Below are 23,890 nucleotides of genomic sequence, written 5' to 3'. Positions count from 1 at the left end.
ACCCGTCAGCTCCGCATGAAGATGGTGGCGCCACCTGTTTTGGTATCGGTTTCACCCAAGCGCCCCCCCGACAACCGGAAGCCTTCTTCGACAATCTCGCTGACGAGGGCAAGGAAGCTCAGCGGTGTGCTGGCTGCTTCCCACAGGAAATAGGCAAATGAGCCGGGGATGGTATTCACTTCGTTGAGCCACAACTCACCGCTGGCACCGTTGCAGAGAAAATCCACCCGCACGCTGCCGGCCAGAGAGAGTGCATCAAAGACGCAGGCTGCGCTCTCGCGGATGAAGCTTTCCTGTACGGGCGTCAGTTCGTCAGGGTTCAGTATCCGGTTAAGAGAGGCCATGCCTTCGCTTGGGCCGGTGTCAAGTTTGGGGGCACCCGGTGTGCCTCCGGCCAGATATTTGTTCTTGAAGTCCAGGAGTTCCGCGTCACGCAGGGGGCGTTCGATGGCGGAGGTGATGGTCTCATCATCCGCAGAGCGCCGAACCGCGATATTATATTCAACGAGGTTGGCGACGAACGGTTCTACAATGACTTCGCTGTCCATGCGGAAGGCAGACATCAGCGCGGCGACGAGACCGTCGATGTCATCAGCCTTGCCGACACCGACACTTGAGCCAAGGTTGCAAGGCTTGACAATGAAGGGGTAATCAACGGTGCCGAAGGCACTTTGCAGTTGTTTCTTTAGTGTTTCCGGGTCGAGAAATTCGCCTTTTTCCGGTCGGCTCAGCAGCAGCTCGGGAAGTACCTTGATGCCTGACTGTGCGGCCACTTTTTTTGCAAAAACCTTGTTCATGGTCGCAGATGCACCCAGGGTTCGGCAGCCAGCATAAGGAATGTCGGCAAAATCCAGCAGGCCTTGAAGGCTGCCGTCTTCGCCGTTGGAGCCATGTATGGCGGGCACCATCAGGTCAAACGGGATCACTGTGCGCTTTTCGCCCATCAGCCCCTTGGAAAAGGAAACAAATTGCGGCCGTCCCGCTGCCGGGGTGGCGAGGTCAAGCATCACTTGCGTGAGATCCCCGGGGGCTTCTTCAAGCGGATAGCGACTGCGGCGGGTTAATGGCGCACCGGTCCACCACTGGCCCAGAGGGTCGACATATATGGGCAACCCTTCGTACCGTCCGGGGTCAAGCGCCTCAAGGAACTGCAGTCCGGTCAGTACGCTGACATCATGCTCAACACTTCTTCCACCAAAAATGACGGCAATGACCTTCTTTTGGGTCACGGGCGCTCCCTTCACCTGAATGTTTATGGCTCTCTCTCATCATTTAGCCAATTCGGGCGCGAACGGCAAAGGCAAATGCGCCCGCGACGCCACTTTAACGCGGTAAGCATGGCGGTAGTTGGGCGAGGGCAACAATTTCCAACCCCACGGGTGCCGGTCGGCTGTGGCGCTGTCTGTCTATCAAGTGTTTGTCATTTGACCCTGTTGTCTGCCTGTCTACTGTATTAGGTTTGGGCAATATAATAAGTTTTATGGAGCATGAACGATGAAGGTCAGGGCCTTATTCATTACCAGTCTGCTAGTTTCCGGCATGGCATCCGCACAGGATTGGGACAAGGTGGAGATGAAGGCGGAGGCGCTGAATGGCAATATCCACGTTATCTACGGTGCGGGCGGAAATATTGGTGTATCCGCCGGGGATGATGGGGTTTTCATTGTTGACGACCAATACGCACCTCTTACTGAACGGGTGCGCGCCAGCATTGCTTCGATCTCGCCTGAGCCGATCCGCTATATCATCAACACTCATTTCCATTTTGACCATACTGGTGGCAATGAAAAGCTTGGTGGTTCAGGCTCGGTGATTGTGGCGCATGACAATGTACGACAACGGCTGCGCGCAGGGGCGTTTATCAAGGCATTCAATCATAAAATGGAACCACAGCGCGGCGCTGCGTTGCCGGTCGTGACTTTTAACGATCAGATGTCTTTGCACCTGAACGGGGAAAACGCCCGCATTATCCATGTGCCGAACGCACACACAGACGGGGACAGCATCATTCATTTCCGTGGCTCCAATGTCATACACATGGGGGACACATTTTTTAATGACCGCTTTCCGTTTATTGACGTGCCGAACGGCGGCAGTATAGGTGGCGTTCTTCATGCAGCCGAACTTGCTTTGGCGGCAGCGGACGCCAAGACGATTATTATTCCCGGGCACGGTCCGGTGACGGACAAGGCAGGACTGGAAGCCTACCGGGCGATGCTCACCGAGGCCCGCAATCAGGTGCGGTCACTCAAGGAGGAAGGAAGGACGCTGGAGGAAATTCAGGCCGCCAAACCACTCAAGGACATACCTGCCAAATGGCAGACGGATAATCCCAAATGGCCGGATATGTTTATCGGGTTTATTTTTGAGAGCCTCAAGTAGATAAAAGCCTGCGCCGAAGTGTCTGGTGCAGGCCTTGAAGGGTGGCAATTCGGGCTAGATAAATTGATATAAGCTTAGTCGAGATACACCTTCTGCCTACTGCCTTCGGCCGTCAGCTTAAAGGCAGCATCTCTGAATTTGGGAGGGCCGAAGCTGCCGCGCGCATCCCGGGAGATGCCCACAGGCTCCTTCGGGATGCCCATAAAGTTGCTGTCAAGTTTGCCGTTCGCGTCAACATCATGAAAGACGGATACGGCATATTCTCCCGGTTCAAGCCCGGTGAAGGTGTGGATGACACCCGCGGCATCAGCGGGCATTCTGGTGCCGACCAGAAACCCACCCGGGGTGAGGAATTTTTCCGGCGTGTCATAAACCGCGATCATGATGTTGCCATCTGCTTTGCGGATGCCTGCAACCTCCACCGTCAGATCGGCTGCGTTTGCCCCGGAAGCGGCCGCGACTGCGGCAAGGCCAAGGGCCATTAAACTGTTTAGTATTTGCATCTCTATCCTCGTGTCGTGTCTCGGGTTTAATGGTTTTTGCTTTGGCCCAACATGCTGGCGATGCCCTCGACATAGGTCTGGAAGGCTTTGGTGCCTTCGTCCGTTATCTCAACTGTGGTCTGTGGTTTGCGACCGACAAACCCTTTTTCTGTTTTGACATACCTATGCTCTTCCAGTTTTTTGAGGTGGGTACTGAGGTTGCCGTCAGAGACCTTCAACGCCTTTTTAAGCTCGGTGAACTCTGTTACATGGGCTGACGCAAGGTAGGACATGATCGCAAGCCGCACACGTGAGTGGATTACGTCGTCAATTGCCCGGTAATCAAAATCGGACATGCCTTACTCCCCGCCGTTATTCAATCGTCTCATGACGAAGCCCGGCAATGTGAGAAAAAACGCGCTCGCCGCTGCCATTACCAGCAGCATTTCCCCATTATAAACTTCAACCGATGTGGCATAAGCCAGAACCGCCCACCAGCCGAACGCAATAAACCTGAGCCAGCGAACCCCCGTCACTGCAGAGGTTACCCAATATGCGCTACCGATCAGTCCCGACGACAGGATTGTAATGATTTTTGGATCGAAGGTCTTGGTGAAGACGGAGACGGCAAAGTAGCCGAGTGTGGTGATGCCCACAGCTGCCCAGCTTGAGGTATGGGCAACCACGGACGGGTTTGATGTGCGCATCGCAGGCGGACACTGCCGCGCCAGATAAAACTCAACCAACCAGCCAAGAATTGACATCGGCACCCATATTTCCACCATCATTGGCGGCAAATAGTTCTGCACACTGAGATACTGCAGAAAAAACGCGAGCGTCAGTAAAATACCCCAAAGGATAAAGTGCACCCCGCTAACCGCCACGCGACTGCGGCCCGCCTCCATCATCTGGCGAATAAGGGCCAGATCTTCCGCTGCTTTGCCTAAGCCGTGTTGTTCCGTCCCGCTTGTCATTCGCTGTCTCCAGATGGTCTATTACAAAGTACTTTGAAAAACAAAGTATGAATTTCAGGGGCAAAGTCAAGAGGAGATTTGAGACGGGTTTTGGCAAGCCGCTGAAACGTTGCGCGAGGGGATGCAAATTACCCTGCGATCAAGCGATAATTCTGGCGTGGTCCGCCTTGCGCTTGCGGCACAGGGTTGCCATGTTTGGCAGATAGTACAACATTGATGAAAAACAATCGTTAAGGCCTATGGTGCAGGATGTGTCAGAGAAAAGCGAGTGCTCGCCCTTTAGTGCGGAGGGTTTGGTTGCGGGCCATCATGTGCTTGATTTCACCAACACGCTCGCTGGTTGGGGTAGCGAATCCCCGGTCGACAGTCTTGATGATTATATTAGTCTTGCCCGGTGGTCCGTCGACGCTGGTGTGATGGAGCCTACTTTGGCCGATATTCTTGTCATGAAGGCCAGCCTCGAGTCGGAAGAGGCCGCTGCGGCACTTGATAGCGCCCGCGCGCTCAGGACATTGTTGCACCATGTGTTCACAGCCTTCGCCCTTGGTGAGGAACCTTCATACGACGACATGGAGAGTTTTGAGGCTTTCTGGAGGCAGGCGATCGCAGCGCACCGGTTGGCGTTCGAGGGCGACCACATCGAAATACGCCCGGCGGCTTTCACCAGTTTGACCATTATCGCCGACCTTATTACCCGCGACGCCGTTGACCTGATGAAAACTATGCCGGACAAGCGGCTTCATCTGTGCGCGAATGATGATTGTGGATGGCTTTATTTTGCCCAATCTCCCGCTGCGGAACAGCGCTTCTGCGGTGGGAAGTTGTGCCTTAACGGGGAAGTGGGCCGAATAAAATAAGCCCCCGGAAACACCGGGGGCTAATCTATTCTATGATGTGTTCCGCCTTTACTCTTCGCTCAGGTCCAGCGTCACGTGGCGGGTTACGCCGCTTGGTCCGGGGAAGTTTTCAAACAGAGCTTCGGCGAGGTAAGGCACCACTTCAGGGACCGCACGATTGCGAGTTTCAGTTTCGGCACGGCCTTCAAAAACAAGATCACCGTTGGGTTTGCGGATTTCCAGCCAAAGTGTGGCCGTGTAAACGGTGCGGGTCACGAGGCGGTCATCAAAACCGCGGCCCATCGGGTATACGGGGTGCCAGAAACGGCCCCAATACCAGTAGCTGCGCCAGTAATAGTCGCTGCGCGCGCCCGGCGTTGTTGTCACCTTTTCACGGCCATCGCTGATCTGTACATCGAAGCCGACAATCAGGTCCGGGTCATTCTCGCCGGTGGCCTTATAGCCTTCATTTCTGAGATGGTTAGCCAGAATGGCTGCGTATTGCTGAAACTCAAGGCTGTCTTTACGCTCTTCATTCATGGGCACAATCATCAGCCGCTCGCCTTTTGGGGCGGGTAGTTGGTGAAATGTAGCGACATCACTGCGAAATGTGTTTGAGCAGGCGCTCAGGGTTATTAGCGCCGCTGCAAGCACAACTGTCTTGAAAGTTTTTGCGGTCATCATGCTGGGCATTTGCTGTCTTTCCGTCCGTTGTTGGCCGTTCTTGGGTGCGTTGTGCGTTTTCCTGCTGGTAGTCTATCAAGCCGGGTCATATCGGCAAGGTCTGATCACTGCTTTACATTATCTGGGTAACGATAACGCAACCAGCCTGAACGTAGACTGAACGACCAGATCAAGCCTAGCGCAGGAAGCCGATGGCGTCCTTGACTTCAGACAAGATCGGTTCCGCAATGGCCGTTGCACGCTCCGCGCCTGAGTGCAGCACACTATCTATATAGGCTTCGTCCTTTTGCAGGCGCGCCATTTCCCCGGTAATAGGGGCCAGCTTGGCGACGGCAACATCGGTAAGCGCTTTTTTGAAATCGCCGAAGCCCTTGCCTTCATACTGCGCGCAAACCTCATCGCGGCTCATGTCCATAAGGGCGGCATAGATGCCGACAAGGTTTTGCGCTTCGGCGCGGCAGACAAGTTGTTCGGCCTTGGCAGGCAGGAGTTCGGCGTCGGTTTTCGCTTTGCGGATTTTCTGCGCGATGGTGTCGGCATCGTCATTGAGGTTGATGCGGCTGTATTCCGACGGGTCGGATTTCGACATTTTACTGCTGCCGTCACGCAGGCTCATCACCCGGGTGCCTTCGCCCTGAATAACCGGTTCAACCACAGGGAAAAGCTCAACGCTATAGTCGTTGTTGAACTTCTGCGCTATGTCACGTGTCAGCTCAAGGTGCTGTTTCTGGTCCTCGCCCACCGGTACGTGGGTGGCTTTATAAAGCAGGATATCGGCTGCCATCAGGTTGGGATACACATACAGGCCGGCCGAGGCTTTTTCGCGGTTCTTGCCGGCTTTGTCCTTGAACTGGGTCATGCGGTTCAGCCAGCCAATGCGCGCAACACAGTTGAAAATCCATGCCAGCTCTGCGTGGCCGGGTACCCGGCTCTGGTTAAAAAGGATAGATTTTTCGGGGTCTACACCCGACGCGATGTAAGCCGCTGCCGCTTCGCGTACCTGGGCGCGTAGTGCGGCGGGGTCCTGCCAGACAGTGATCGCGTGCATGTCTACAACACAATAGATACATTCAAAATTGTCTTGCAGCTTTACCCAGTTCCGAAATGCACCAAGATAATTGCCAAGATGCATGTTGCCGCTGGGTTGGGCTCCTGAAAAAACGCGATTTGTCACTAATTGTCTCCATCATGATACTGCGGACACCTTTGGACCGGGCCGCCTGTGTTGCTGCGTTATGGCAAGGGGTACGTGGCCGGTCAAGCAGGCAAAAGCGCTAGCGGCGGGTAATCTGTCGAATTTCGCTGACCTTGACTGCACCGAGCGATAAAGCGATGCCGGCGTAGCTGAGGCCACCTCCTGTCACCATCAGGGTGAGATAGAGAATTCTGGAGCTGCCTCCGTTGGCATATAAATCGCCCAGCCAGAGGTGTAGCCCGCCAAGCGTTGCGCCCATCACAGCGCAAGCCAGTAGCGATTTTCCGATAGCGATCCAGGTATGCCGTGTTAACGCAAAAGCAAATCGTTTTTTGAGGCCGAAATACAGCATTATAACATTGATCCAGGCGGCGATCGCGGTGGCGGCCGCAAGGCCGATGTGGGCAAAGTCCCATATCAGCGCAAGGTTGAGCGCCGTATTGATCACCAGCGAGATGGCGGCGAAACGCACCGGAGTTTTGGTGTCCTGCCGCGCGAAATAACCCGGCGTCAGGGCTTTTGCGACGACGTAAGCCGGAAGGCCGAGCGCATAAACAGCGAGTGCGGCACCGGTTGCTGCGGTGTCTGCCGCGGTGAAAGCATTACGCTCGAACAAGGTCGCGATGATGGGGCTTGCGATTAAGAAAAGGGCGGTTGCTGCGGGAAGTGTAAGGAACAGTGTGAACTCTATCGCACGGTTTTGCTGGCGTGCGGCACCTGCATCATCTCCGACAGAGAGAAGGCGAGAGATACCAGGTAACAAAACTGTGCCCACGGCAATCCCGATGACGCCAAGCGGCAGTTGATTAAGCCGATCGGCATAAAAAAGCCATGACACGGAACCTTCGGGCAGGAAGCGTGCCGCCAGCAGGGTGTCCACTAAAAGGTTTATCTGGATGATGCCGGCGCCAAGAGCAGCCGGGCCGATCACGCGAAATAACTCCCGAATTTCGTTGCTTATTCGTGGCTTGGGAATGCGGACCTGCAACCCGGCGCGGCGGGCGGCAATAAAGACCCACAGCAGTTGAGCAAAGCCGGATACAGAAATCGCGATGGCCAGCCAGCGCGCTTTCTCCAGCTCGGTTTCACCAAAAAACAGGAGTGATGCAATCATGAAAATGTTGAGAATGACGGGCGCAAAGGCCGACGCTGAGAAACGGTCAACCGCATTGAGCATACCGGTGAAAAAGGTCATCAGCGAGATCAGAACGAGATAGGGGAAGGTATACCGCCCCAATTCCACCGTAAAATCAAACTTCGTGGTGTCGCCGTCAAACCCGCCGGAAAGGCCGAACATGACGGGAACCATTGCGACTTCCATGATGATGAGGAACACCAGAAGTATCGGCATCAACCAGGACAGTACCTGACTGGCAAACGCATTGGCCGCCATTTTGCTCTCAGGGGTGATGTCCTTACCCAGAAAACGGGCGTAAAGGGGAATAAAGCCGACAGAAAAGGCGCCTTCAGCAAAAAGCCGTCTGAAAAAGTTGGGTAGTTTAAACGCGATAAAGAAGGCATCTGACGCCATGCCGGCGCCGAGATAGCGCGCCATCAGCACATCTCTGATAAACCCGAACAGGCGGCTCAAGAGTGTGAAGCCGCCAACGGTGGAAATCCTCCTGATGAGGCTCACACGACTGTCTCCGTGTGTTTGTTCTTGTGAGTGAAGATGGGCTCTCCTTTTGCCGCATTAAGAAGCTTTGCCTCGATGTTACGCAGCCGAATTTTATTGGTCAGCTTCTGGCCGACGAGATCACGCACATAAAAAACGTCAATTGCGCGTTCACCATAGGTGGCGACATGTGCGGAATAAATCGATAGTTTCAGGCGATACAAGGCGTAGGCGAGATCATAAAGAAGGCCGGGCCGGTCTTTGGCATTCACTTCGATGACAGTCGACCAGTTGGACGCCTTGTTGTCTATCAGCACCACGGGCTCAACCTCGAAAGCGGCATCCTTATTGCCAAAAATGCGCCGGTCCTTGAGTTGCTCCTTGGGCCGAACATTGCCGCGCAGGGTCTCAAGAATCGTGCCCTCCAATTTGGCGAGCGCGGGTTTGCTGTCGAAGGCCCGTCCGTCCATGTCCTGTACGGCAAAATTATCCATCGCCATGCCGTCCTTCGACGTATGGATCTTGGCATCCATAATGGTGGCGCCCGCTACGCCCAGCGCGCCAACAATGCGCGCAAAAAGGCCGGGGTGGTCGGCTGTATAAACAGCTACTTTTGTCATGTCCTGAAAGGCTTCGACTCTTGCCGTTACGCCAAAAGCGCCGCCGCGTTCGTCCGTTTCGCGGATAAGAAGGGCGTTTTGTTCCAGTGTGTTTGGCCCCTCGGCAATCCAGTAGGCATCCGGTAGGCGGGTAGCGTGGGTATTAAAAGTATTGTCATCCCAATCAGCTAGTACGCTTCTCAGTGCTTCTTGTTTGGTGTGCACACGTTCGCCGCGGCCCACGTTCACATGGCCCGCCACCAAAACCTCCTCGGCGGCATAATACAGTTCGCGTAACAGTTGGCCTTTCCAGCCGTTCCAGATACCGGGGCCAACTGCTCGGATATCCACCACTGTAAGCACAAGCAGGAGCCGGAGGCGTTCGGGGCTTTTGACCAGTTCGCAAAAGTCATGGATGGTTTTATGATCGCTTAGGTCACGTTTGAACGCCGTGTTGCTCATGAGCAGGTGCCAGCGCACCAGCCATGCGACAGTTTCGGTTTCCGCGGGCTTGAGGCCGAAGCGTGGGCACAGATATCTGCAGACCTCGGCGCCGATAACCGAATGATCACCACCGCGGCCCTTGGCGATATCATGTAACAGCACAGCAACATACAGTACCCGCCGCGAGATCACTTTCTGGATCACATCGCTTGAAAGCGGGTGATCGGCCTTCAATTCTCCGCTTTCAATGCGGGATAACAGCCCAATGGCACGGATGGTATGTTCATCCACCGTATAGTGGTGATACATGTCATATTGCATCTGCGCGACCACACGACCAAAATCGGGGATGAAGCGGCCAAACACCCCCGCTTCGTTCATGCGCCTGAGGTTTATCTCCCCTTCCTTCTCGCTGGTCAGGACCTTCAGGAAGTCCTCGTTCGGGCGGGTATCCTCGCGCACCTTGTCGGTGATGCGGTGCAGGTTCAGCTTGATAAGCCTCAGCGCATCGGGGTGAATGTCAAAGCCCTTGTCGTCCGCAACCGCAAAGATACGGATCATCAGCGCCGGGTCTTCCTTGACGTCCTCCGGCGAACCGAAGGAAAGCCGCCCGGCTTCAATGACAAATTCCTGCAGTTTTTTGGTCCGGCGGAACCGTGCGAGGAACGTACTTTTCTGCTGCCGGGCTTCCAGCACCGCGCAGAAGATGCGTGTCAGGTCCCCCACTTGTTTAGCTACCAGGAAATAATGCTTCATGAAGCGCTCAACCCCGCTTGCTCCGGGGTGATCCTTATATTTCAACTGGTCGGCCAGCATGCGCTGGTAATCAAACGTCAGGCGTTCCTCGGCGCGGTTCGCCATAAAGTGCAGCGCCACTCGCACGGTCCACAGGAACGATTCGGCTTTTTTGAACTGGCGGTTCTCAGAGGCGGTCAGCATGTCCTCGGCCACCATGGTATCGCGGGTCAGGCCACCATAGAGATAATGTGCAATCCACCACATTGTTTGCAGGTCACGCAAGCCACCTTTGCCGTCCTTGATATTGGGTTCCACCACATATCGGCTGTTGCCCATCTTTTTATGACGGTTGTCACGCTCCTCAAGCTTAAGTTCGACAAATTCGGTGCCGCTTGTGGCGACCACGCGGCGAATAAAACGTTTGGCTGCAGTATGAAAAAGCTCTTCCTCGCCCCACAGGTAGCGCGCCTCAAGAAGCGAGGTACGGATGGTGAGGTCTTCCTTGGCAAGCCGGGTGCATTCCTCGGGTGTACGGGTCGCGTGGCCGACCTTCAGGCCCAGATCCCACAGCACATACAGCATGTATTCCACCACATTCTCCGCCCAGGGCGTAGACTTGTAGGGAATGAGAAACAAGAGATCGACGTCTGAGTATGGGGCCAATTCACCACGACCATATCCACCTGTGGCAACAACACAAAGCTGTTCTGACGAGGTAGGGTTAGAAAGCGGGTAGACGTGCGTTGTGACAAAATCATACAGTGTGCGCAGGATTTGGTCCATGACGTAACACAGAGACTTTGCTGCCATACGCCCGTTCTCAGCATCGTCAAGAAATCGTCGCTTCACTTCACCCCAGCCCGCCTGATGTGCGTCTTTGAGGATGGTGGTCAGTCCCAATTGCCAGTCGCTCGCACTTTGTTCTGCGACCATGTGATCAAGCGTGATCACGAGCTCCTTGCGATTGATGAGGGCGCGGCGATTTTTGATCTGGCTCATAAAGCAACTTCCAATTCAGCCAGCGCGAGGCCTAGCCTTCCAATTCATCCTTGAGGGCATACAGCATCTCAAGCGCCTCGCGGGGCGTCAACTGGTCGGGGTTGATTTCCGCCAGTTTCTGCTCCACCACGCTTGGGTTTGCCCCTGCGCCATAGTGCGCCGTTTCACGTGAAACTGGCGTGCTTTGAAACAGCGGCAAGTCCTGAATCAAGCCTGTGACCTTGTCGCCCTTGTCGCTATTCTCCAGATGATCCAGCACTTGGCGCGCCCTCTCAATCACCCGGCCAGGCAGACCGGCGAGCTTGGCAACCTGAATGCCGTAGGAGCGGTCGGCCGCGCCTTGAGCCACCTCATGCAGGAACACGACCACGCCCTTCCATTCCCGCACCTTCATGGAACGCAGGCTGACAGCGTCCAAGGTTTCCTTCAGCGCGGTCAGCTCGTGATAGTGCGTGGCAAACAGCGCGCGAGACTGGTTTATATTATGGAGGTTTTCCACCGCCGCCCATGCGATCGAAAGACCGTCATAGGTTGCGGTACCACGGCCGATTTCGTCCAAAATCACCAGCGAGCGCGGGCCGGCCTGGTTGAGGATGGCAGCGGTTTCAACCATTTCCACCATGAAGGTGGAACGACCGTGCGCCAAGTCGTCTGATGCACCTACGCGGCTGAACAGCCGGTCGACAACACCAATCTGGGCGTAATCTGCGGGCACATAGGCGCCTATCTGTGCCATCACGGCGATCAGCGCGTTCTGGCGCAGGAAGGTACTTTTTCCGGCCATATTGGGGCCGGTGATAAGCCACAGCCGGTCATCGGGGCCAAGGTCACAGTCATTGGCAACAAAGGTTTTGTCGTTTGTCGCCTTCAGCGCCTTTTCAACCACCGGGTGGCGGCCACCCTGAATATTGAAGGCAAGGCTGTCGTCTACCTCTGGCCGGGTCTGGCGTTCATTCTCCGCCAAGGTTGCGAGGCTGGTAGCCACATCAAGGTCAGCCAGCGCTTCCGCTACGGTGGAGATCGGCTCCGCCGCGTGCATGACTTGTGCAACCAGTTTGGCGAACAGTTCCTGCTCAAGCGACAGGGCGCGGTCGCCTGCTTCTGAAATCTTCCCCGCAAGTTTTGACAGCTCGCTGGTAGAAAACCTGACGGAGTTCGCCAGCGTCTGCCGGTGGATGAAAGTTTCATTCAGCGGGGCGGCGTGCATTGTGTCGGCGTGTTTGGCTGTTACGTCCACGTGATAGCCGATGACGTTGTTGTGCTTTACTTTGAGCGAATTGATACCGGTCAGTTTCTGGTAGTCGGCCTCAAGCCCGGCGATCAGGCGGCGGCTTTCGTCCTTGAGTACGCGGAATTCGTCCAGCGCGTCATGGTAGCCCTTCTGGATGAAACCGCCATCGCGGGTCAGAAGTGGTGGCTCGTCCACCAGCGCGCGGCCAAGCTCATCAATCAAGGCGTTATGTTCACCAAGGTCTGTGGCGGCGTCGGCCACAAGGTCGGGCATGTCTTCAAGGGCGTCTTTGGGGGCCATAAGATAGCTTTTCACCGCCCGTGCGGCCTCAAGCCCAAGCCGCATGGCGTGCAGGTCACGTGGACCACCACGACCGAGCGAGAGGCGCGCCAGCGCCCGTTCCATATCTGGCGCGGCCTTGAGAGCCGCGCGCAGGTCGCCGCGCAGGTGGGGGCGATCGAGCATATAACCCACAGCGTCGAGGCGTTCATTGATGCGAATGGGGTCCGTTAGCGGTGCGGCAAGTCGTTTGGCCAGCAGTCGGGCGCCAGCGCCGGTGACAGTGCAGTCAATCACGCTCAGGAGGCTGCCGGATGTATCGCCGTTTTGTGTGCGCGTGAGCTCAAGGCTTCGGCGGGTGGCAGCGTCGATCATCATGGTGCCGTCTGCGGCCAGTCGTTTGGGCGGGTAAAGCCTTGGCATCTTGCCTTTTTGTGTGTCTTCGAGATAGTCCACCAGCGCGCCGGCGGCGGCAAGGTCGGCGCGGCTCAGATGCGCGAAGCCATCAAGGGTGGCAACATCAAAAAGCTCCTTGAGCCGTCTGGCGCCAAAGGTGCTGTCGAAGCGGTGAGCTTCAATGGGGCTCATGATGCCGCGCCAGTCAAACAGCGCGCTTGTCAGCTTGTCGTCGCGTTGCACGTCTTCAGCCAGCAGCAATTCACCGGGGTTCAGGCGCGCGAGGTCAGCGTCCAGCCGCCCGGCTTTTGTTGGCAGGATGAAAAATTCGCCCGTAGAAATTTCCACCACCGCCAGTGAAAAGTCATTTTGCGCGCGGCCAAGTGCCACCAGATAGTTAGCCGCGCGGGCATCAAGCAGGTTTTCTTCTGTGATGGTGCCGGGGGTCACGAGGCGGATAACCTCGCGCCGGACAACGGACTTTGATCCGCGTTTTTTGGCCTCTGCCGGGTCTTCGGTCTGCTCGCACACCGCGACCTTGAAGCCCTTGCGAATAAGGCGAGAGAGATACATCTCGCTTGCGTGAACGGGCACACCGGCCATGGGAATGTCTTCACCCTGGTGTTTGCCGCGTTTGGTCAGTGTTATGTCAAGCGCCTGCGAAGCGCGTTCTGCATCTTCGAAAAACAGTTCATAGAAATCGCCCATGCGGTAGAAAAGCATACAGTCCGGATAGTTTGCCTTGATCTCAAGGAACTGCTGCATCATGGGTGTGATGCCGGGCTCCCGCGCGGCGCGGGCCCACTTGTTTTCCGCGCTGGCCGCGCTGCCGGTATCCTCTGCCGTCTGATCGTTCGCGTTCGCCCCCAAATGCGCACTACCTTCCATTTTATTGATAAACTCCCGGTTCACTGCCCGATTTCAATTGTCAGCCGCTTTATGCCATAGTATGCCGCATAGCATACTCAGCTTCTAAAGCATTCTTTTGCCTGTCGCCACCCAAAGAACATCAAAGAACAGAGGAATCCCCATGGCTAGCAAATCTTCCAAATTTACGGATGCGGAAGCGCTCAGGTTCCATTCTTCCGGCCGCCCCGGAAAGATCGAGATCACCCCCACCAAACCGATGGCAACCCAGCGTGACCTTTCTTTGGCGTATAGCCCCGGTGTTGCTGTGCCGGTGAAGGAAATCGCGCGGGACCCGGATACGGCTTATGATTATACAGCCAAGGGCAACCTTGTGGCTGTTATCTCGAACGGGACCGCGATCCTTGGTCTTGGCAATCTGGGGGCGCAGGCGTCGAAGCCGGTGATGGAAGGCAAAGCTGTTCTTTTCAAGCGGTTTGCAGACGTGGATTCGATCGACCTTGAGGTTGACAGCGAAGACATCGACGAATTTGTCAACTGCGTGCGGCTTCTGGGGCCATCTTTTGGCGGCATCAACCTTGAGGACATTGGCGCGCCTGAATGCTTTATTATTGAGCAGCGTCTGCGCGAAGCCATGGACATTCCCGTTTTCCACGATGACCAGCATGGTACCGCGATTATCACTGCCGCCGGTTTTATCAACGCGCTTGACCTCACGGGCCGCGAACTGAAGGACACCAAGGTTGTCGCCATCGGTGCAGGCGCGGCGTGTATTGCCTGTATCGAACTGATCAAGGCCATGGGCCTGCCACATGAGAATGTTACCATGGTCGACCGCACGGGTGTGATCTATGCGGGGCGTACCGAGGGCATGAACCAGTGGAAATCAGCGCACGCGATCGAGACCGAGGCTCGGTCGCTTGAGGAAGCCATGGTTGGTGCCGATGTGGTGATCGGGCTGGCTGCTGCCGGGGCCATCAGTAAAGAAATGGTCAAATCCATGGGTGAAAAGCCGATCATTTTCGCGATGGCCAATCCGGATCCTGAGATCACGCCGGAGGATGCCCGTGACGCGCGTCCGGATGCCATTATCGCTACCGGCCGGTCAGACTATCCCAATCAGGTCAATAACGTGCTTGGTTTCCCCTATATCTTCAGGGGGGCGCTTGATGTGCGCGCCCGGACGATTAACGAAGAAATGAAAATCGCTGCCGCGCAAGCAATTGCGGAATTGGCGCGCGAAGACGTGCCGGATGAAGTGGCTGCCGCCTATGGCGGGGAACAGCCGCACTATGGCCCGGAATATATTATCCCCGCCCCGTTTGACCCGCGCCTGATCCGCCGTATTCCGGTAAAGGTGGCGCAGGCCGCGATGGATACCGGCGTGGCGCGCAAGCCCATTACCGATATGGAAGCGTATGAGAAAGAACTGTCCGCCCGGCTAGACCCAACGGCAGACACGCTCTCGACCATGTTTGAAGACCTCAAGCGCCGCACACCCAAGCGCGTGGTATTTGCGGAAGCGGAAGAGGAAAAAGTCCTGCGCGCCGCCATTGGTTTCAAGAATGCCGGATACGGTGTGCCTGTGCTTGTGGGTTACGAAGCGCCGATCCGCGAAAAACTCAGAGAAATGGGGGTTGACGATCAGGCATTTGAGATTGTCAACGCTGCCAACACCCCGCGTACCAACGACTATGTGGATTATATCTACGAACGTCTGAACCGCCGCGGCTTCCTGCTGCGCGACGTGCAGCGCCTTGTCAAACGGGACCGGAACGTCTTTTCGGCTTGCATGGTGGCAACAGGCGACGCGGATGCAGTGGTGACCGGTGTAACCCGTCATTACTGGCGCGCGCTCAAGAACATCCGCCGCGTGATCGACCCGCTGCCGGGCATGCGCCCCTTTGGCATGTCGATCGTGGTGACAAAGTCGCGCACGGTGTTTATGGCCGACACAACGGTGAACGAACGCCCGGGCGCAGAAGATCTGGCCGATATCGCACAAAGCGCGGCCTATTTTGTCAAACGCCTGGGTCACGATCCGCGCGTGGCATTCCTGTCATTCTCCAACTTCGGCAACCCGCCGTCGGACAAAACCAAACACATCCAGCAGGCGGTCAATATCCTCAACGAACGTGATGTTGATTTCGAATTTGACGGTGAAATGCAGGCTGACGTCGCCCTGAACCGGGACCTGATGGAACAGTATCCGTTCATGAACCTGTCTGGGCCTGCCAACGTGCTGGTGATGCCTGCGCTCCATAGCGCCAATATCGGCTACAAGCTGCTGGCGGAGCTGGGTGGTGGCCGGGTAATCGGGCCGATGCTTCTGGGCATGAGCCATTCGATCCAGGTAGCGCGTATGACCGCCTCGGCGTCCGATCTTGTGAACATGGCAGGCCTTGCGGCTTCGACCGCGCACGCGCTGGAGACCGCCCGCAAGGAACTGGCGCATGACGAGGATAAAGACTAGTCCGCGCCTGCCTAACTACTGAATTACCGGATCGGGAGGCTCAGGCCTCCCATTCTTTTAGTTTGCGGTAGAGTGTGGACGGATTGACCTCCAGCTTTTTGGCTGCTGTGCGAACCTTGCCACCCAGAAGCTCTATCGTGCGTTCGATGATGCGGCGTTCTGTGATCGCAAGCGGTTCAATCTCGTCGGCGCTCGTCGGGAGGGCGGGCGCAGCGGGTGCCGGGGTGATAGCGGCCGCGGTGATGTCGTGCATGCCATGAGTAGCCGCCTGCGCGCGCAGGCGGCGGGCGGGGCCCATCAGGCGTTCCAGCATGGGGGCGGTTAATACCGGCCCGTCATTCAGCACCACCGCGGAATGGATCACGTTCCCCAGTTCGCGCACGTTTCCGGGCCAACTGTGGGCCTTGAGTCGCGCTTCTGCCGCGTCATCGATTTTGGTGAAAGCCTTGTTTTCCTCTGCCGCGTATTGCGCCAGCAGGTGGTGGGCGATCAGCAACACATCGTTGCCGCGTTCTGCAAGTGGCGGCAGGTGAATGGGCACCACGTGCAGGCGGTAATACAGGTCTTCCCGAAAACGTCCGGCCTCCACTTCTTCCCAAGGGTTCCTGTTGGTGGCGCAGACAAAGCGCACGTTCACGTTGCGTGGTGTATTGCTGCCAACCGGCACCACCTGTCCGGTCTGGATAAAGCGCAATAGCTTGGCTTGCAAGTCCATCGGCATCTCGCAGATTTCGTCGAGAAAAAGAGTGCCGCCGTCCGCTGTTACCGCTGCGCCGTCACGGTCTGCGGTGGCGCCGGTGAAGGCACCTTTTTTATGGCCGAAAATCTCGCTTTCAATCAAGTTTGCGGGGATAGCGGCACAGTTGAGTGCAACAAAGCGCTTTTCCTTGCGCGGGCTCTGGTTGTGGACGGATTCCGCGCACAGCTCTTTACCGGTACCGGAAGGGCCCATGATGAATACGGAGGCTTTTGAGGCCGCACAGTCTTCGATCATGCGATAGACTGCCTGCATGGCAGGGCTTGAACCTATGAAGCGATCAAACTTTTTGGCCCGCCCTCCTGAAAACCGCTCTACAAGGCCGGCCAGCCGGTGAATCTCCAAGGCGTTCTTCACCGTTGTAACAAGCCGTTCCGCAGCAAAAGGCTTTAGCAGGAAATCGGTTGCGCCAACGCGCATGGCTTCTACAGCTATTTTCACTGAACCATGTGCGGTGATAACGATCACTCGTACATCTTTTTTCTCTGCGTGCAGACCTTTCAGGATATCCAGGCCGTCCATATCAGGCAGCATCAAATCAAGCAGGATGACAGACGGAAGCTTTGCCTCAATATGCCTGAGGGCATCCGTTCCTGTCTCCGCGATTTCCATTGGCAACCCCAGAGGCCGCAGATACTCGCGGTATGTCAATGCGAGAGTGGGGCTATCCTCCACAATCAGTATGCTTGCGTTTTTGGGCATTTCGGCCTTTCGGTAGCGTTTTGAATGTGCCGCGCACTTCGGTGTATATACTGCGATTTTGACACAAAGTGCTGCATTTTGCGACACACATATGTTTTGATTTCATTCCAGTTTAATGAAAATTAGATACGCTTGGTGACGATTGCTTTACCTCCTCGACGCTATAGTGTCCGCTAGGCATCAGGCAAATCGCCACCTCAAACCTGAGAGGGCCATCCATGGCGCAGGATAACCCACAAACACTGCACGGCAGTGATAACCGCAGACATCGGCGGCGCTCCGTTCTATGGCCTGCCCGATTAACTGTCGGCAAAACGACGGTTTCCTGCCAGATATGGAACCTTTCTTTAGGGGGCGCGCGGTTGCGGGTCGACCTGCCTCTTAAGGAGGGCAGCGAGATTACCATCAGTGTTTCTGACCGCGGAGGTATCCCGGCACGGGTAGCTTGGACGCAGGGTGATTCACTCGGTGTCAGCTTTGATGTTGAAGAGGACTTTGTCCGTAAAATGTTTGCGGACCGCCTTCATATCCTCGGCCTTGAAGAGGCAACAGACTAATATATCAAAACGACTGAAACGCTTGACCCAGCCCGGGGTTCAGCGCCATATCAGGCAATGCAAAATCATCGACTGACCAGTAAATTATGGGTGGATGCCCACGTGCGTACCTGTCACATCGCCGGATGTCCGGCGTTTGTTGTGTCTCGGGGTGACGGGGAGCGTGGCGGTATCCTGCTGAAGGTAAACCGGTTCGCGGCAGGCGTGGATCTTTATGAACTCTCGCGTGATTTTGATGGTAACCGCATCTGGCGTCGGCTTGGTCCGGAGGCAGGAGAACCGGAATCTGACGCCGATGGCCGGATTTTGAAAAAGCGTAAGTTCGATAGTGACCTGTGGGTTATTGAGATCGAAGACATGGGCGGCAAATATGTCTGTGATGCCCCGGTCTCTGCGCTTTAAACGTTGTTTCGGCTTGACGTTGGCCCCTGCCGTCCATAGGTAATGCGGGACGAATGATCACGCCGCTGGAAAGTATGTATGGCCAAGTTACCAATTATCAATGTTCCTGACCCTTTGCTCAAAACACAATCTGACCCTGTCGGGCAGGTGGATGACGAATTGCGGCGGCTGATGGATAACATGCTTGAGACGATGTATGACGCTCCGGGTATTGGCCTCGCTGCTATTCAGGTTGCGGTGCCAAAACGTGTGATTGTGATGGACACTGAAGGTGATGAGGACACGGGGCGTCAGCCGCTTTTTTTCGTCAATCCGGAGGTGACTTGGGAATCCGAGGAATTCAGCGTTTATAACGAAGGCTGCCTGTCTGTGCCGGAACATTATGCCGAGGTGGAGCGCCCCGCAAAAGTGAGGGTGAAATATTTCGACTATCACGGTCAGCCGCAGGAAGAGTTGATGGACGGCCTGAAAGCGACCTGTGTGCAACATGAGATCGACCACTTGAATGGTGTGGTCTTTATCGACTATCTCTCCAAGCTCAAGCGCAATATGATCATCAAGAAGGTTCGCAAGGCGACAAAAGACGCCACCATTCTTTAATTTCATTCGCCGGGAGGAGAGTACCATGCGGGTCGCTTTTATGGGCACACCTGATTTTGCGGTGCCAACCTTGAAGGCATTGATGGACGGCGGCCACGAGATCGTGGCGGTCTACAGCCAGCCGCCGGCACCGGCCGGACGAGGCAAAAAGTTGCGGCCTTCCCCGGTACACGCCTTTGCCGAAGCTGCCGGACTGTCGGTTTTCACACCAAAATCCATGCGGGAGAAGGACACTCAGGCGGACTTGCGCGCGTTGGACGCGGACATTGCGGTGGTGGTTGCTTACGGCCAGATCCTGCCGCAGACGGTACTGGACACGCCAAAATATGGATGCGTGAATGTTCATGCAAGCCTGTTGCCGCGCTGGCGTGGCGCAGCACCCATCCACCGTGCGGTGATGGCGGGCGACCGGAAAACAGGTGTTTGCATTATGCAGATGGAAGCCGGCCTTGACACCGGGCCGGTGCTTCTACGGGCGGAAATAGAGATTGCGCCCGATGATACCACCCTTGGCCTGCACGACCGTTTGGCCCAAATGGGGGCGGATTTGATCTGCCGCGCGATAGAGGGTGTTGAGGCAGGCAAGCTGAAGGCTGAACCTCAGGATGATATTGGGGTCACTTACGCAAAAAAGATTGAAAAGGCCGAGGCGCGTATCGATTGGACACGTCCGGCTACCGAGGTTGACCGTCATGTGCGGGGCTTGTTTCCGTTTCCTGGCGCTTGGTCCGAGTTAGGCGGCGAACGCGTGAAAATCCTTTCGGGCCACGCAGAGCCGAAAACCGGGACTGCGGGAACAGTGCTTGACGAAGAGATGCTGGTAGCATGCGGTGAAGGCGCTTACCGCATTGATCGTGCTCAGCGGGCGGGTAAGGCTCCGATGGAGCGAAATGAGTTGCTGCGGGGATTTTCGTTGCCGAAAGATACCAAAGTTGGTTTGGATAACTGATGCAGCGCTTCAAACTCACCATTGAATATGACGGCCGACCCTATGTCGGGTGGCAACGACAGGAAAACGGTCCGTCCGTGCAGGCTGCGATCGAAGAGGCATGTCGTGCTTTTACACACGGCGAAGACATTCGGGTAATGGGGTCCGGACGGACCGATGCCGGCGTGCATGCCTTGGGGCAGGTTGCACACCTGGACCTTGAGCGCGATATGACAGCGGATGGTTTGCAGGGCGCGCTGAATCATCATCTTCGGCGCGAACCAATATCGATTGTCGCGGTAGAGGCTGTCAGTGAGGAGTTCAACGCCCGCTTCTCTGCTGTAAAGCGGCACTATATATATAAAATTCTCAATCGTCGGGCGCCCGCTTCTTTTCAGAAGGGATTGATGTGGCATGTAAAACCGCTGCTTGATCACGAGGCAATGCATGAAGCTGCGCAACTTTTAATTGGTCAGCACGACTTTACCACCTTCCGTCATGTGCGGTGCCAGGCAAAAAGCCCGGTGAAAACGATGGACTACCTTAGCATTGAGCGGGTAGGGGAGGAGGTGCATATCCATGCTGGTGCACGGTCTTTCCTGCATCATCAGATCCGGTCCATCACCGGTACGCTCAAGATGGTAGGCGAGGGAAACTGGTCAGCTTCGGACGTTAAAGCAGCCCTTGACGCGCGAGACAGAAGTCGGCTGGGGCTGAATGCCCCACCGGACGGCCTTTATTTTCGTAAAGTTGAGTTCGAGACTTAAGCGGCGTTACTCGCGGGTTGTGCCAGCATGGCGTACAGCGCGCTCGAGTCCGCAGTGACGCGCAGTTTTGCCAAGGTGCCTTCATCTCTTAGTAAACGCGATATGCGCGCGAGTGCTTTAAGGTGATCTGCGCCTGCGTCAACCGGTGCCAGCAACATGAACACGATGTCTACAGGCTGATCGTCTACACTATCGAAATCAATCGGGCTTACCAGCCGCGCAAAAAGCCCAACAATGCGGTCAAGCCCTTCTACGCGGGCATGCGGAATGGCTACGCCCTTGCCAACACCGGTGCTGCCAAGACGTTCACGTTCCAGTAATTTTTCAAAAACAGTCCGTGGATCAAGGTTGGTGCTGTCGGCAAGTTTGCGTGACAAAGCTTGAATCGTCTGCTTTTTACTCGATGCTCTAAAGTCGGCGAGAACATTCTCGGCCGCCAACAAATCTTCGATCTCCATGATCTCTCTCTTATCCGGGCCCATCAATGCGCGGGCCCGGTACCTTTTCTGGCTTTAATTCCAACCGTTCCAATTGGCGTCAGGCGGATTCGCCCGGGCTTATCCACCCGATATTGCCATCCTGTCGGCGGTATACCACCTCAAGTGCCTCGCTTTTTCGGTTCCGGAAGACAAATGCATTTGCGTCAGCCAAGTCCATCAACATCACGGCATCCCCCACTGAAACAAGCGGGATCTCCTTCTTGCCCTCTGCGATAATGATCGGCTGATCATCGTGCCCATTCGGGGCTGGTTCGTCGTCTTCCTGCTCCAGCGCGATAACTGAGTCGCGTGCCAACTCCATCGCGACCTCGCGCTGCGGTGCGTGGTGGTGGTTCTTAAGGCGTCGTTTGTATCGACGCAACTGTTTTTCTACTTTCTCTGCCGCAGCCTCAAATGCGGCATAGGGTTCATCGGCTTCGCCTCTTGCCTGAAGGTTTACACCCTGACCGGCATGAACCGAGATATCTACTCGGTAGATATGGCCTTCTTTGACAAAAGTTGTAGTAGCATCAATGGTGCGGCTGAAATATTTTTCTGCGACTGTTTCGAGGCGTTCTTCAACGTGACTGGTGAGGGCTTCGCCTACATTCATTTTCCGTCCGGTAACATTGATATCCATAGGTGCCAATCATCCTTTCTCTGGCTGCCGGGGCGGCAGCCTTTTCCGGTATCACGGGCCATTGCAACCCGCCTTGCGACACTATAGTCCGATGCCTGTCCCCGTCCGACATCGGGGCCGCTGCTGGCCATTGCGACCAACGCTTTCAGCCTACCACAAAAGATGGTTTAAGTGTGGTTAATGCGGAATGATTTATGTCAATTTTTTGAAACTAAAGAGAATTTGAAGAGTCTGTTTTACCCGCCTGTGAGTTGAACAGGCGAACGACTCACGACCCCATGTTTTTAAGGCGTCTGCGCTGCACGGATGACGGGATGCGCATCGCCTCCCTGTATTTGGCGACAGTGCGCCGCGCAATGTCGATTCCCTCACCCCTCATCATCACCACAAGTTTGTCGTCGGAAAGAATCTTCTTCGGATCTTCGGCATCAATCAATTCCTTGAGGCGGAACTTGACCGACTCGGAGGAATGGGCATCGCCACCATCGCCGGACGATATGGACGAGGTGAAAAAATACTTGAGTTCAAACATACCACGGGGGCAGGACATAAACTTGTTGTTGGTCACGCGAGAGACGGTGCTTTCATGCATGTTGATTTCATCCGCGATATCCTTCAGCGTCAGGGGCTTGAGGAAACGAACACCATGCTCGAAAAAGTGGCTTTGCGTCTTCACGAGGGCAGTCGACACCTTGAGAATCGTTCGTGCCCGCTGGTCGAGGGCTTTCACCAGCCAGTTGGCGCTTGAAACACAGTCCGAAACAAATGTTTTCGCTTCCTTGCCGGTAGCCACGTCAGTCAACTCTGACAAGTATTGCTGGTTCATCAGTACTTTGGGCAGGGTGTCGGTATTGAGTTCGACCACCCAGCTGCCCGCGCGGCTTTTATGGACAAAAATATCCGGCACGACGGGCTGTACCGAGGCGCCGCCAAACATCAGCCCGGGCTTGGGATTAAGGGCACGGATTTCCTTTACCATGTCGGCGATATCGTCCTGATCAACGCCGCATATGCGTTTGAGAGCGGCTATATCGCGTTTGGCCAGAAGGTCCAGATTGTTTATCAGAGCTTCCATCGCGGGATCAAAGCGGTCGAGTTCACGCAGTTGAAGTGCAAGGCATTCGCCGAGGTCGCGCGCAAAGGCGCCAGACGGTTCAAGCGTCTGTAACACCATGAGAATTCGTTCAACCTCGCCAGTATCGCTGCCCAGCTGTTCGGCAACTTCCTCCAAGCTTTCGGTACGAAGGTATCCGGCATCGTCGACAAGATCGATCAGGTGGGTAGCGATCAACCGTTCCGCCGGACCATGCAGGGCGACCACCATTTGCCGCATCAGATAGTCCTGGAGGCTTTCTTCACCTTCCAAGGTCTGGTCAAGGCCGCGCTCATCGAAGCCCCCGCCACTGCCTTTGACGCTGCCACCACCATCATAGGACAGGCTACCGGATGAAAGGCCTTCCGGTGGTCCTTCTGCGCTGACCCTGTCGGATGCTGCGTCGCTATTGTAAATATTGGTCTCAAAGTCGGTATCGAGCGCACCGTCGTTGCCGGATGAAGTATCCATTGCGCTTTCAAGTCCACGATCAGCTGCGACGATGCCGTCTGACCCGTCGCCACCTTGTTCGCCGCCGTCCCGCAGATAATCGTCCGAAGCAGTGCCGCCCTGTTCGCCTCCGTCCTGTGCAATCGGACTGTCGCCGGGATCACCCACTTCCAGAAGCGGGTTGCGCTCGACCTCCTGTGCCACATAGTCGGCCAGTTCAAGGTTGGAGAGCTGCAAAAGCTTGATCGCCTGCTGCAGCTGGGGAGTCATCACCAGCTGTTGGCTTTGTCTTAGATCAAGCCTTGGCGTTAAGGCCACGGA

General features: G+C 55.8%; 21 protein-coding genes. 8 read left to right on the top strand and 13 right to left on the bottom strand.

The annotated features are described in order from the left end of the window. Positions 1-5 precede the first annotated feature (5 nt). Positions 6-1,229 carry a D-alanine--D-alanine ligase gene (locus ACN0VM_RS01535; protein WP_417449068.1) on the bottom strand — a complete coding sequence of 408 codons (1,224 nt, stop codon included), beginning with the start codon at positions 1,227-1,229 and terminating at the stop codon, positions 6-8. Positions 1,230-1,494: 265 nt separating this feature from the next. Between ACN0VM_RS01535 and ACN0VM_RS01530 the strand changes: the two genes are divergently transcribed. Continuing rightward, positions 1,495-2,382, top strand: a complete 888-nt coding sequence (locus ACN0VM_RS01530; protein WP_417449067.1) for an MBL fold metallo-hydrolase — start codon at positions 1,495-1,497, stop codon at positions 2,380-2,382. Between the two features lie 74 nt (positions 2,383-2,456). On the opposite strand, the gene ACN0VM_RS01525 is transcribed toward ACN0VM_RS01530, so the two are convergent. Genes ACN0VM_RS01525 through ACN0VM_RS01515 form a run of 3 tightly spaced genes read right to left on the bottom strand, consistent with a single transcriptional unit; the run spans position 2,457 to position 3,838 of the window. Beyond that, positions 2,457-2,885 (bottom strand): DUF2141 domain-containing protein, encoded by a 429-nt coding sequence (locus tag ACN0VM_RS01525; RefSeq protein ID WP_417449066.1) that lies wholly within the window; start codon positions 2,883-2,885, stop codon positions 2,457-2,459. A 26-nt stretch (positions 2,886-2,911) separates the two neighbouring features. Further along, positions 2,912-3,220, bottom strand: a complete 309-nt coding sequence (locus ACN0VM_RS01520; protein WP_417449065.1) for a winged helix-turn-helix domain-containing protein — start codon at positions 3,218-3,220, stop codon at positions 2,912-2,914. A gap of 3 nt (positions 3,221-3,223) precedes the next feature. After that, positions 3,224-3,838: a hypothetical protein gene (locus tag ACN0VM_RS01515; RefSeq protein WP_417449064.1), complete on the bottom strand. Its 615-nt coding sequence runs from the start codon at positions 3,836-3,838 to the stop codon at positions 3,224-3,226. Between the two features lie 251 nt (positions 3,839-4,089). On the opposite strand from ACN0VM_RS01515, the gene ACN0VM_RS01510 reads away from it, so the two are divergent. Continuing rightward, positions 4,090-4,695 carry a CGNR zinc finger domain-containing protein gene (locus tag ACN0VM_RS01510; RefSeq protein WP_417449063.1) on the top strand — a complete coding sequence of 202 codons (606 nt, stop codon included), beginning with the start codon at positions 4,090-4,092 and terminating at the stop codon, positions 4,693-4,695. A gap of 48 nt (positions 4,696-4,743) precedes the next feature. On the opposite strand, the gene ACN0VM_RS01505 is transcribed toward ACN0VM_RS01510, so the two are convergent. The 5 genes from ACN0VM_RS01505 to mutS all read right to left on the bottom strand — a co-directional run bounded on the left by ACN0VM_RS01505 (position 4,744) and on the right by mutS (position 13,742). After that, entirely contained in the window at positions 4,744-5,358 is a 615-nt protein-coding gene (locus ACN0VM_RS01505) for a DUF4136 domain-containing protein (RefSeq protein ID WP_417449062.1), read from the bottom strand. Positions 5,359-5,533: 175 nt separating this feature from the next. After that, entirely contained in the window at positions 5,534-6,532 is a 999-nt protein-coding gene (gene trpS / locus ACN0VM_RS01500) for a tryptophan--tRNA ligase (RefSeq protein ID WP_417449061.1), read from the bottom strand. Between the two features lie 100 nt (positions 6,533-6,632). Further along, positions 6,633-8,189 carry a murein biosynthesis integral membrane protein MurJ gene (gene murJ / locus ACN0VM_RS01495; RefSeq protein ID WP_417449060.1) on the bottom strand — a complete coding sequence of 519 codons (1,557 nt, stop codon included), beginning with the start codon at positions 8,187-8,189 and terminating at the stop codon, positions 6,633-6,635. Next, on the bottom strand, positions 8,186-10,948 hold the full coding sequence (locus ACN0VM_RS01490) for a [protein-PII] uridylyltransferase (RefSeq protein WP_417449059.1): 2,763 nt from the start codon (positions 10,946-10,948) through the stop codon (positions 8,186-8,188). Before ACN0VM_RS01490 ends, murJ begins: the two co-directional genes overlap by 4 nt. A 31-nt stretch (positions 10,949-10,979) precedes the next feature. Then, positions 10,980-13,742 carry a DNA mismatch repair protein MutS gene (mutS, locus tag ACN0VM_RS01485; protein WP_417449058.1) on the bottom strand — a complete coding sequence of 921 codons (2,763 nt, stop codon included), beginning with the start codon at positions 13,740-13,742 and terminating at the stop codon, positions 10,980-10,982. A gap of 142 nt (positions 13,743-13,884) precedes the next feature. Here mutS and ACN0VM_RS01480 point away from each other — a divergent pair, with 142 nt between their 5' ends. Next, positions 13,885-16,194 carry an NADP-dependent malic enzyme gene (locus ACN0VM_RS01480; protein WP_417449057.1) on the top strand — a complete coding sequence of 770 codons (2,310 nt, stop codon included), beginning with the start codon at positions 13,885-13,887 and terminating at the stop codon, positions 16,192-16,194. 40 nt (positions 16,195-16,234) lie between these two features. Here ACN0VM_RS01480 and ACN0VM_RS01475 read toward each other — a convergent pair whose 3' ends face one another. Continuing rightward, positions 16,235-17,653 carry a sigma-54-dependent transcriptional regulator gene (locus ACN0VM_RS01475; RefSeq protein WP_417449056.1) on the bottom strand — a complete coding sequence of 473 codons (1,419 nt, stop codon included), beginning with the start codon at positions 17,651-17,653 and terminating at the stop codon, positions 16,235-16,237. A gap of 218 nt (positions 17,654-17,871) precedes the next feature. Between ACN0VM_RS01475 and ACN0VM_RS01470 the strand changes: the two genes are divergently transcribed. The 5 genes from ACN0VM_RS01470 (at position 17,872) to truA (ending at position 20,907) form a co-directional block, all read left to right on the top strand. Beyond that, positions 17,872-18,210 carry a PilZ domain-containing protein gene (locus ACN0VM_RS01470; protein ID WP_417449055.1) on the top strand — a complete coding sequence of 113 codons (339 nt, stop codon included), beginning with the start codon at positions 17,872-17,874 and terminating at the stop codon, positions 18,208-18,210. 57 nt (positions 18,211-18,267) lie between these two features. Next, positions 18,268-18,612: a DUF1491 family protein gene (locus ACN0VM_RS01465; protein ID WP_417449054.1), complete on the top strand. Its 345-nt coding sequence runs from the start codon at positions 18,268-18,270 to the stop codon at positions 18,610-18,612. A 78-nt stretch (positions 18,613-18,690) separates the two neighbouring features. After that, the gene (def, locus tag ACN0VM_RS01460; RefSeq protein WP_417449053.1) at positions 18,691-19,212 is read left to right on the top strand and encodes a peptide deformylase; all 522 of its coding nucleotides are present in this window, start codon (positions 18,691-18,693) and stop codon (positions 19,210-19,212) included. A gap of 25 nt (positions 19,213-19,237) precedes the next feature. Then, the gene (gene fmt, locus ACN0VM_RS01455; protein ID WP_417449052.1) at positions 19,238-20,161 is read left to right on the top strand and encodes a methionyl-tRNA formyltransferase; all 924 of its coding nucleotides are present in this window, start codon (positions 19,238-19,240) and stop codon (positions 20,159-20,161) included. Then, positions 20,161-20,907 (top strand): tRNA pseudouridine(38-40) synthase TruA, encoded by a 747-nt coding sequence (truA, locus tag ACN0VM_RS01450; protein WP_417449051.1) that lies wholly within the window; start codon positions 20,161-20,163, stop codon positions 20,905-20,907. Before fmt ends, truA begins: the two co-directional genes overlap by 1 nt. Here truA and ACN0VM_RS01445 read toward each other — a convergent pair. The 3 genes from ACN0VM_RS01445 to rpoN form a co-directional block, all read right to left on the bottom strand. Beyond that, positions 20,904-21,365, bottom strand: coding sequence for a PTS sugar transporter subunit IIA (locus ACN0VM_RS01445; RefSeq protein WP_417449050.1), 462 nt, complete (start codon positions 21,363-21,365; stop codon positions 20,904-20,906). The genes truA and ACN0VM_RS01445 overlap by 4 nt on opposite strands. A gap of 79 nt (positions 21,366-21,444) precedes the next feature. Continuing rightward, positions 21,445-22,026, bottom strand: a complete 582-nt coding sequence (hpf, locus tag ACN0VM_RS01440; RefSeq protein WP_417449049.1) for a ribosome hibernation-promoting factor, HPF/YfiA family — start codon at positions 22,024-22,026, stop codon at positions 21,445-21,447. 268 nt (positions 22,027-22,294) lie between these two features. Then, on the bottom strand, positions 22,295-23,887 hold the full coding sequence (gene rpoN / locus ACN0VM_RS01435) for an RNA polymerase factor sigma-54 (RefSeq protein ID WP_417449048.1): 1,593 nt from the start codon (positions 23,885-23,887) through the stop codon (positions 22,295-22,297). Positions 23,888-23,890: the final 3 nt, after the last annotated feature.

Origin of the sequence: Kordiimonas sp., from assembly GCF_048260245.1 — a bacterium.
Classification (GTDB): Bacteria; Pseudomonadota; Alphaproteobacteria; order Sphingomonadales; family Kordiimonadaceae; genus Kordiimonas.
The sequence above is the reverse complement of the archived record's forward strand: the minus strand, read 5'-3'. Positions and strand labels throughout refer to the sequence as shown.

What these genes read in the sequence shown, in the direction of transcription:
- ACN0VM_RS01530 (WP_417449067.1), top strand. Translation starts at nt 1,495, where the DNA reads ATGAAGGTCAGGGCCTTATTCATTACCAGTCTGCTAGTTTCCGGCATG.
- ACN0VM_RS01480 (WP_417449057.1), top strand. Translation starts at nt 13,885, where the DNA reads ATGGCTAGCAAATCTTCCAAATTTACGGATGCGGAAGCGCTCAGGTTC.
- def (WP_417449053.1), top strand. Translation starts at nt 18,691, where the DNA reads ATGGCCAAGTTACCAATTATCAATGTTCCTGACCCTTTGCTCAAAACA.
- fmt (WP_417449052.1), top strand. Translation starts at nt 19,238, where the DNA reads ATGCGGGTCGCTTTTATGGGCACACCTGATTTTGCGGTGCCAACCTTG.
- ACN0VM_RS01490 (WP_417449059.1), bottom strand. Translation starts at nt 10,948, where the DNA reads ATGAGCCAGATCAAAAATCGCCGCGCCCTCATCAATCGCAAGGAGCTC.
- ACN0VM_RS01505 (WP_417449062.1), bottom strand. Translation starts at nt 5,358, where the DNA reads ATGATGACCGCAAAAACTTTCAAGACAGTTGTGCTTGCAGCGGCGCTA.
- mutS (WP_417449058.1), bottom strand. Translation starts at nt 13,742, where the DNA reads ATGGAAGGTAGTGCGCATTTGGGGGCGAACGCGAACGATCAGACGGCA.
- truA (WP_417449051.1), top strand. Translation starts at nt 20,161, where the DNA reads ATGCAGCGCTTCAAACTCACCATTGAATATGACGGCCGACCCTATGTC.
- hpf (WP_417449049.1), bottom strand. Translation starts at nt 22,026, where the DNA reads ATGGATATCAATGTTACCGGACGGAAAATGAATGTAGGCGAAGCCCTC.
- ACN0VM_RS01525 (WP_417449066.1), bottom strand. Translation starts at nt 2,885, where the DNA reads ATGCAAATACTAAACAGTTTAATGGCCCTTGGCCTTGCCGCAGTCGCG.
- ACN0VM_RS01445 (WP_417449050.1), bottom strand. Translation starts at nt 21,365, where the DNA reads ATGGAGATCGAAGATTTGTTGGCGGCCGAGAATGTTCTCGCCGACTTT.
- ACN0VM_RS01465 (WP_417449054.1), top strand. Translation starts at nt 18,268, where the DNA reads ATGCAAAATCATCGACTGACCAGTAAATTATGGGTGGATGCCCACGTG.
- ACN0VM_RS01520 (WP_417449065.1), bottom strand. Translation starts at nt 3,220, where the DNA reads ATGTCCGATTTTGATTACCGGGCAATTGACGACGTAATCCACTCACGT.
- ACN0VM_RS01475 (WP_417449056.1), bottom strand. Translation starts at nt 17,653, where the DNA reads ATGCCCAAAAACGCAAGCATACTGATTGTGGAGGATAGCCCCACTCTC.
- ACN0VM_RS01515 (WP_417449064.1), bottom strand. Translation starts at nt 3,838, where the DNA reads ATGACAAGCGGGACGGAACAACACGGCTTAGGCAAAGCAGCGGAAGAT.
- ACN0VM_RS01470 (WP_417449055.1), top strand. Translation starts at nt 17,872, where the DNA reads ATGGCGCAGGATAACCCACAAACACTGCACGGCAGTGATAACCGCAGA.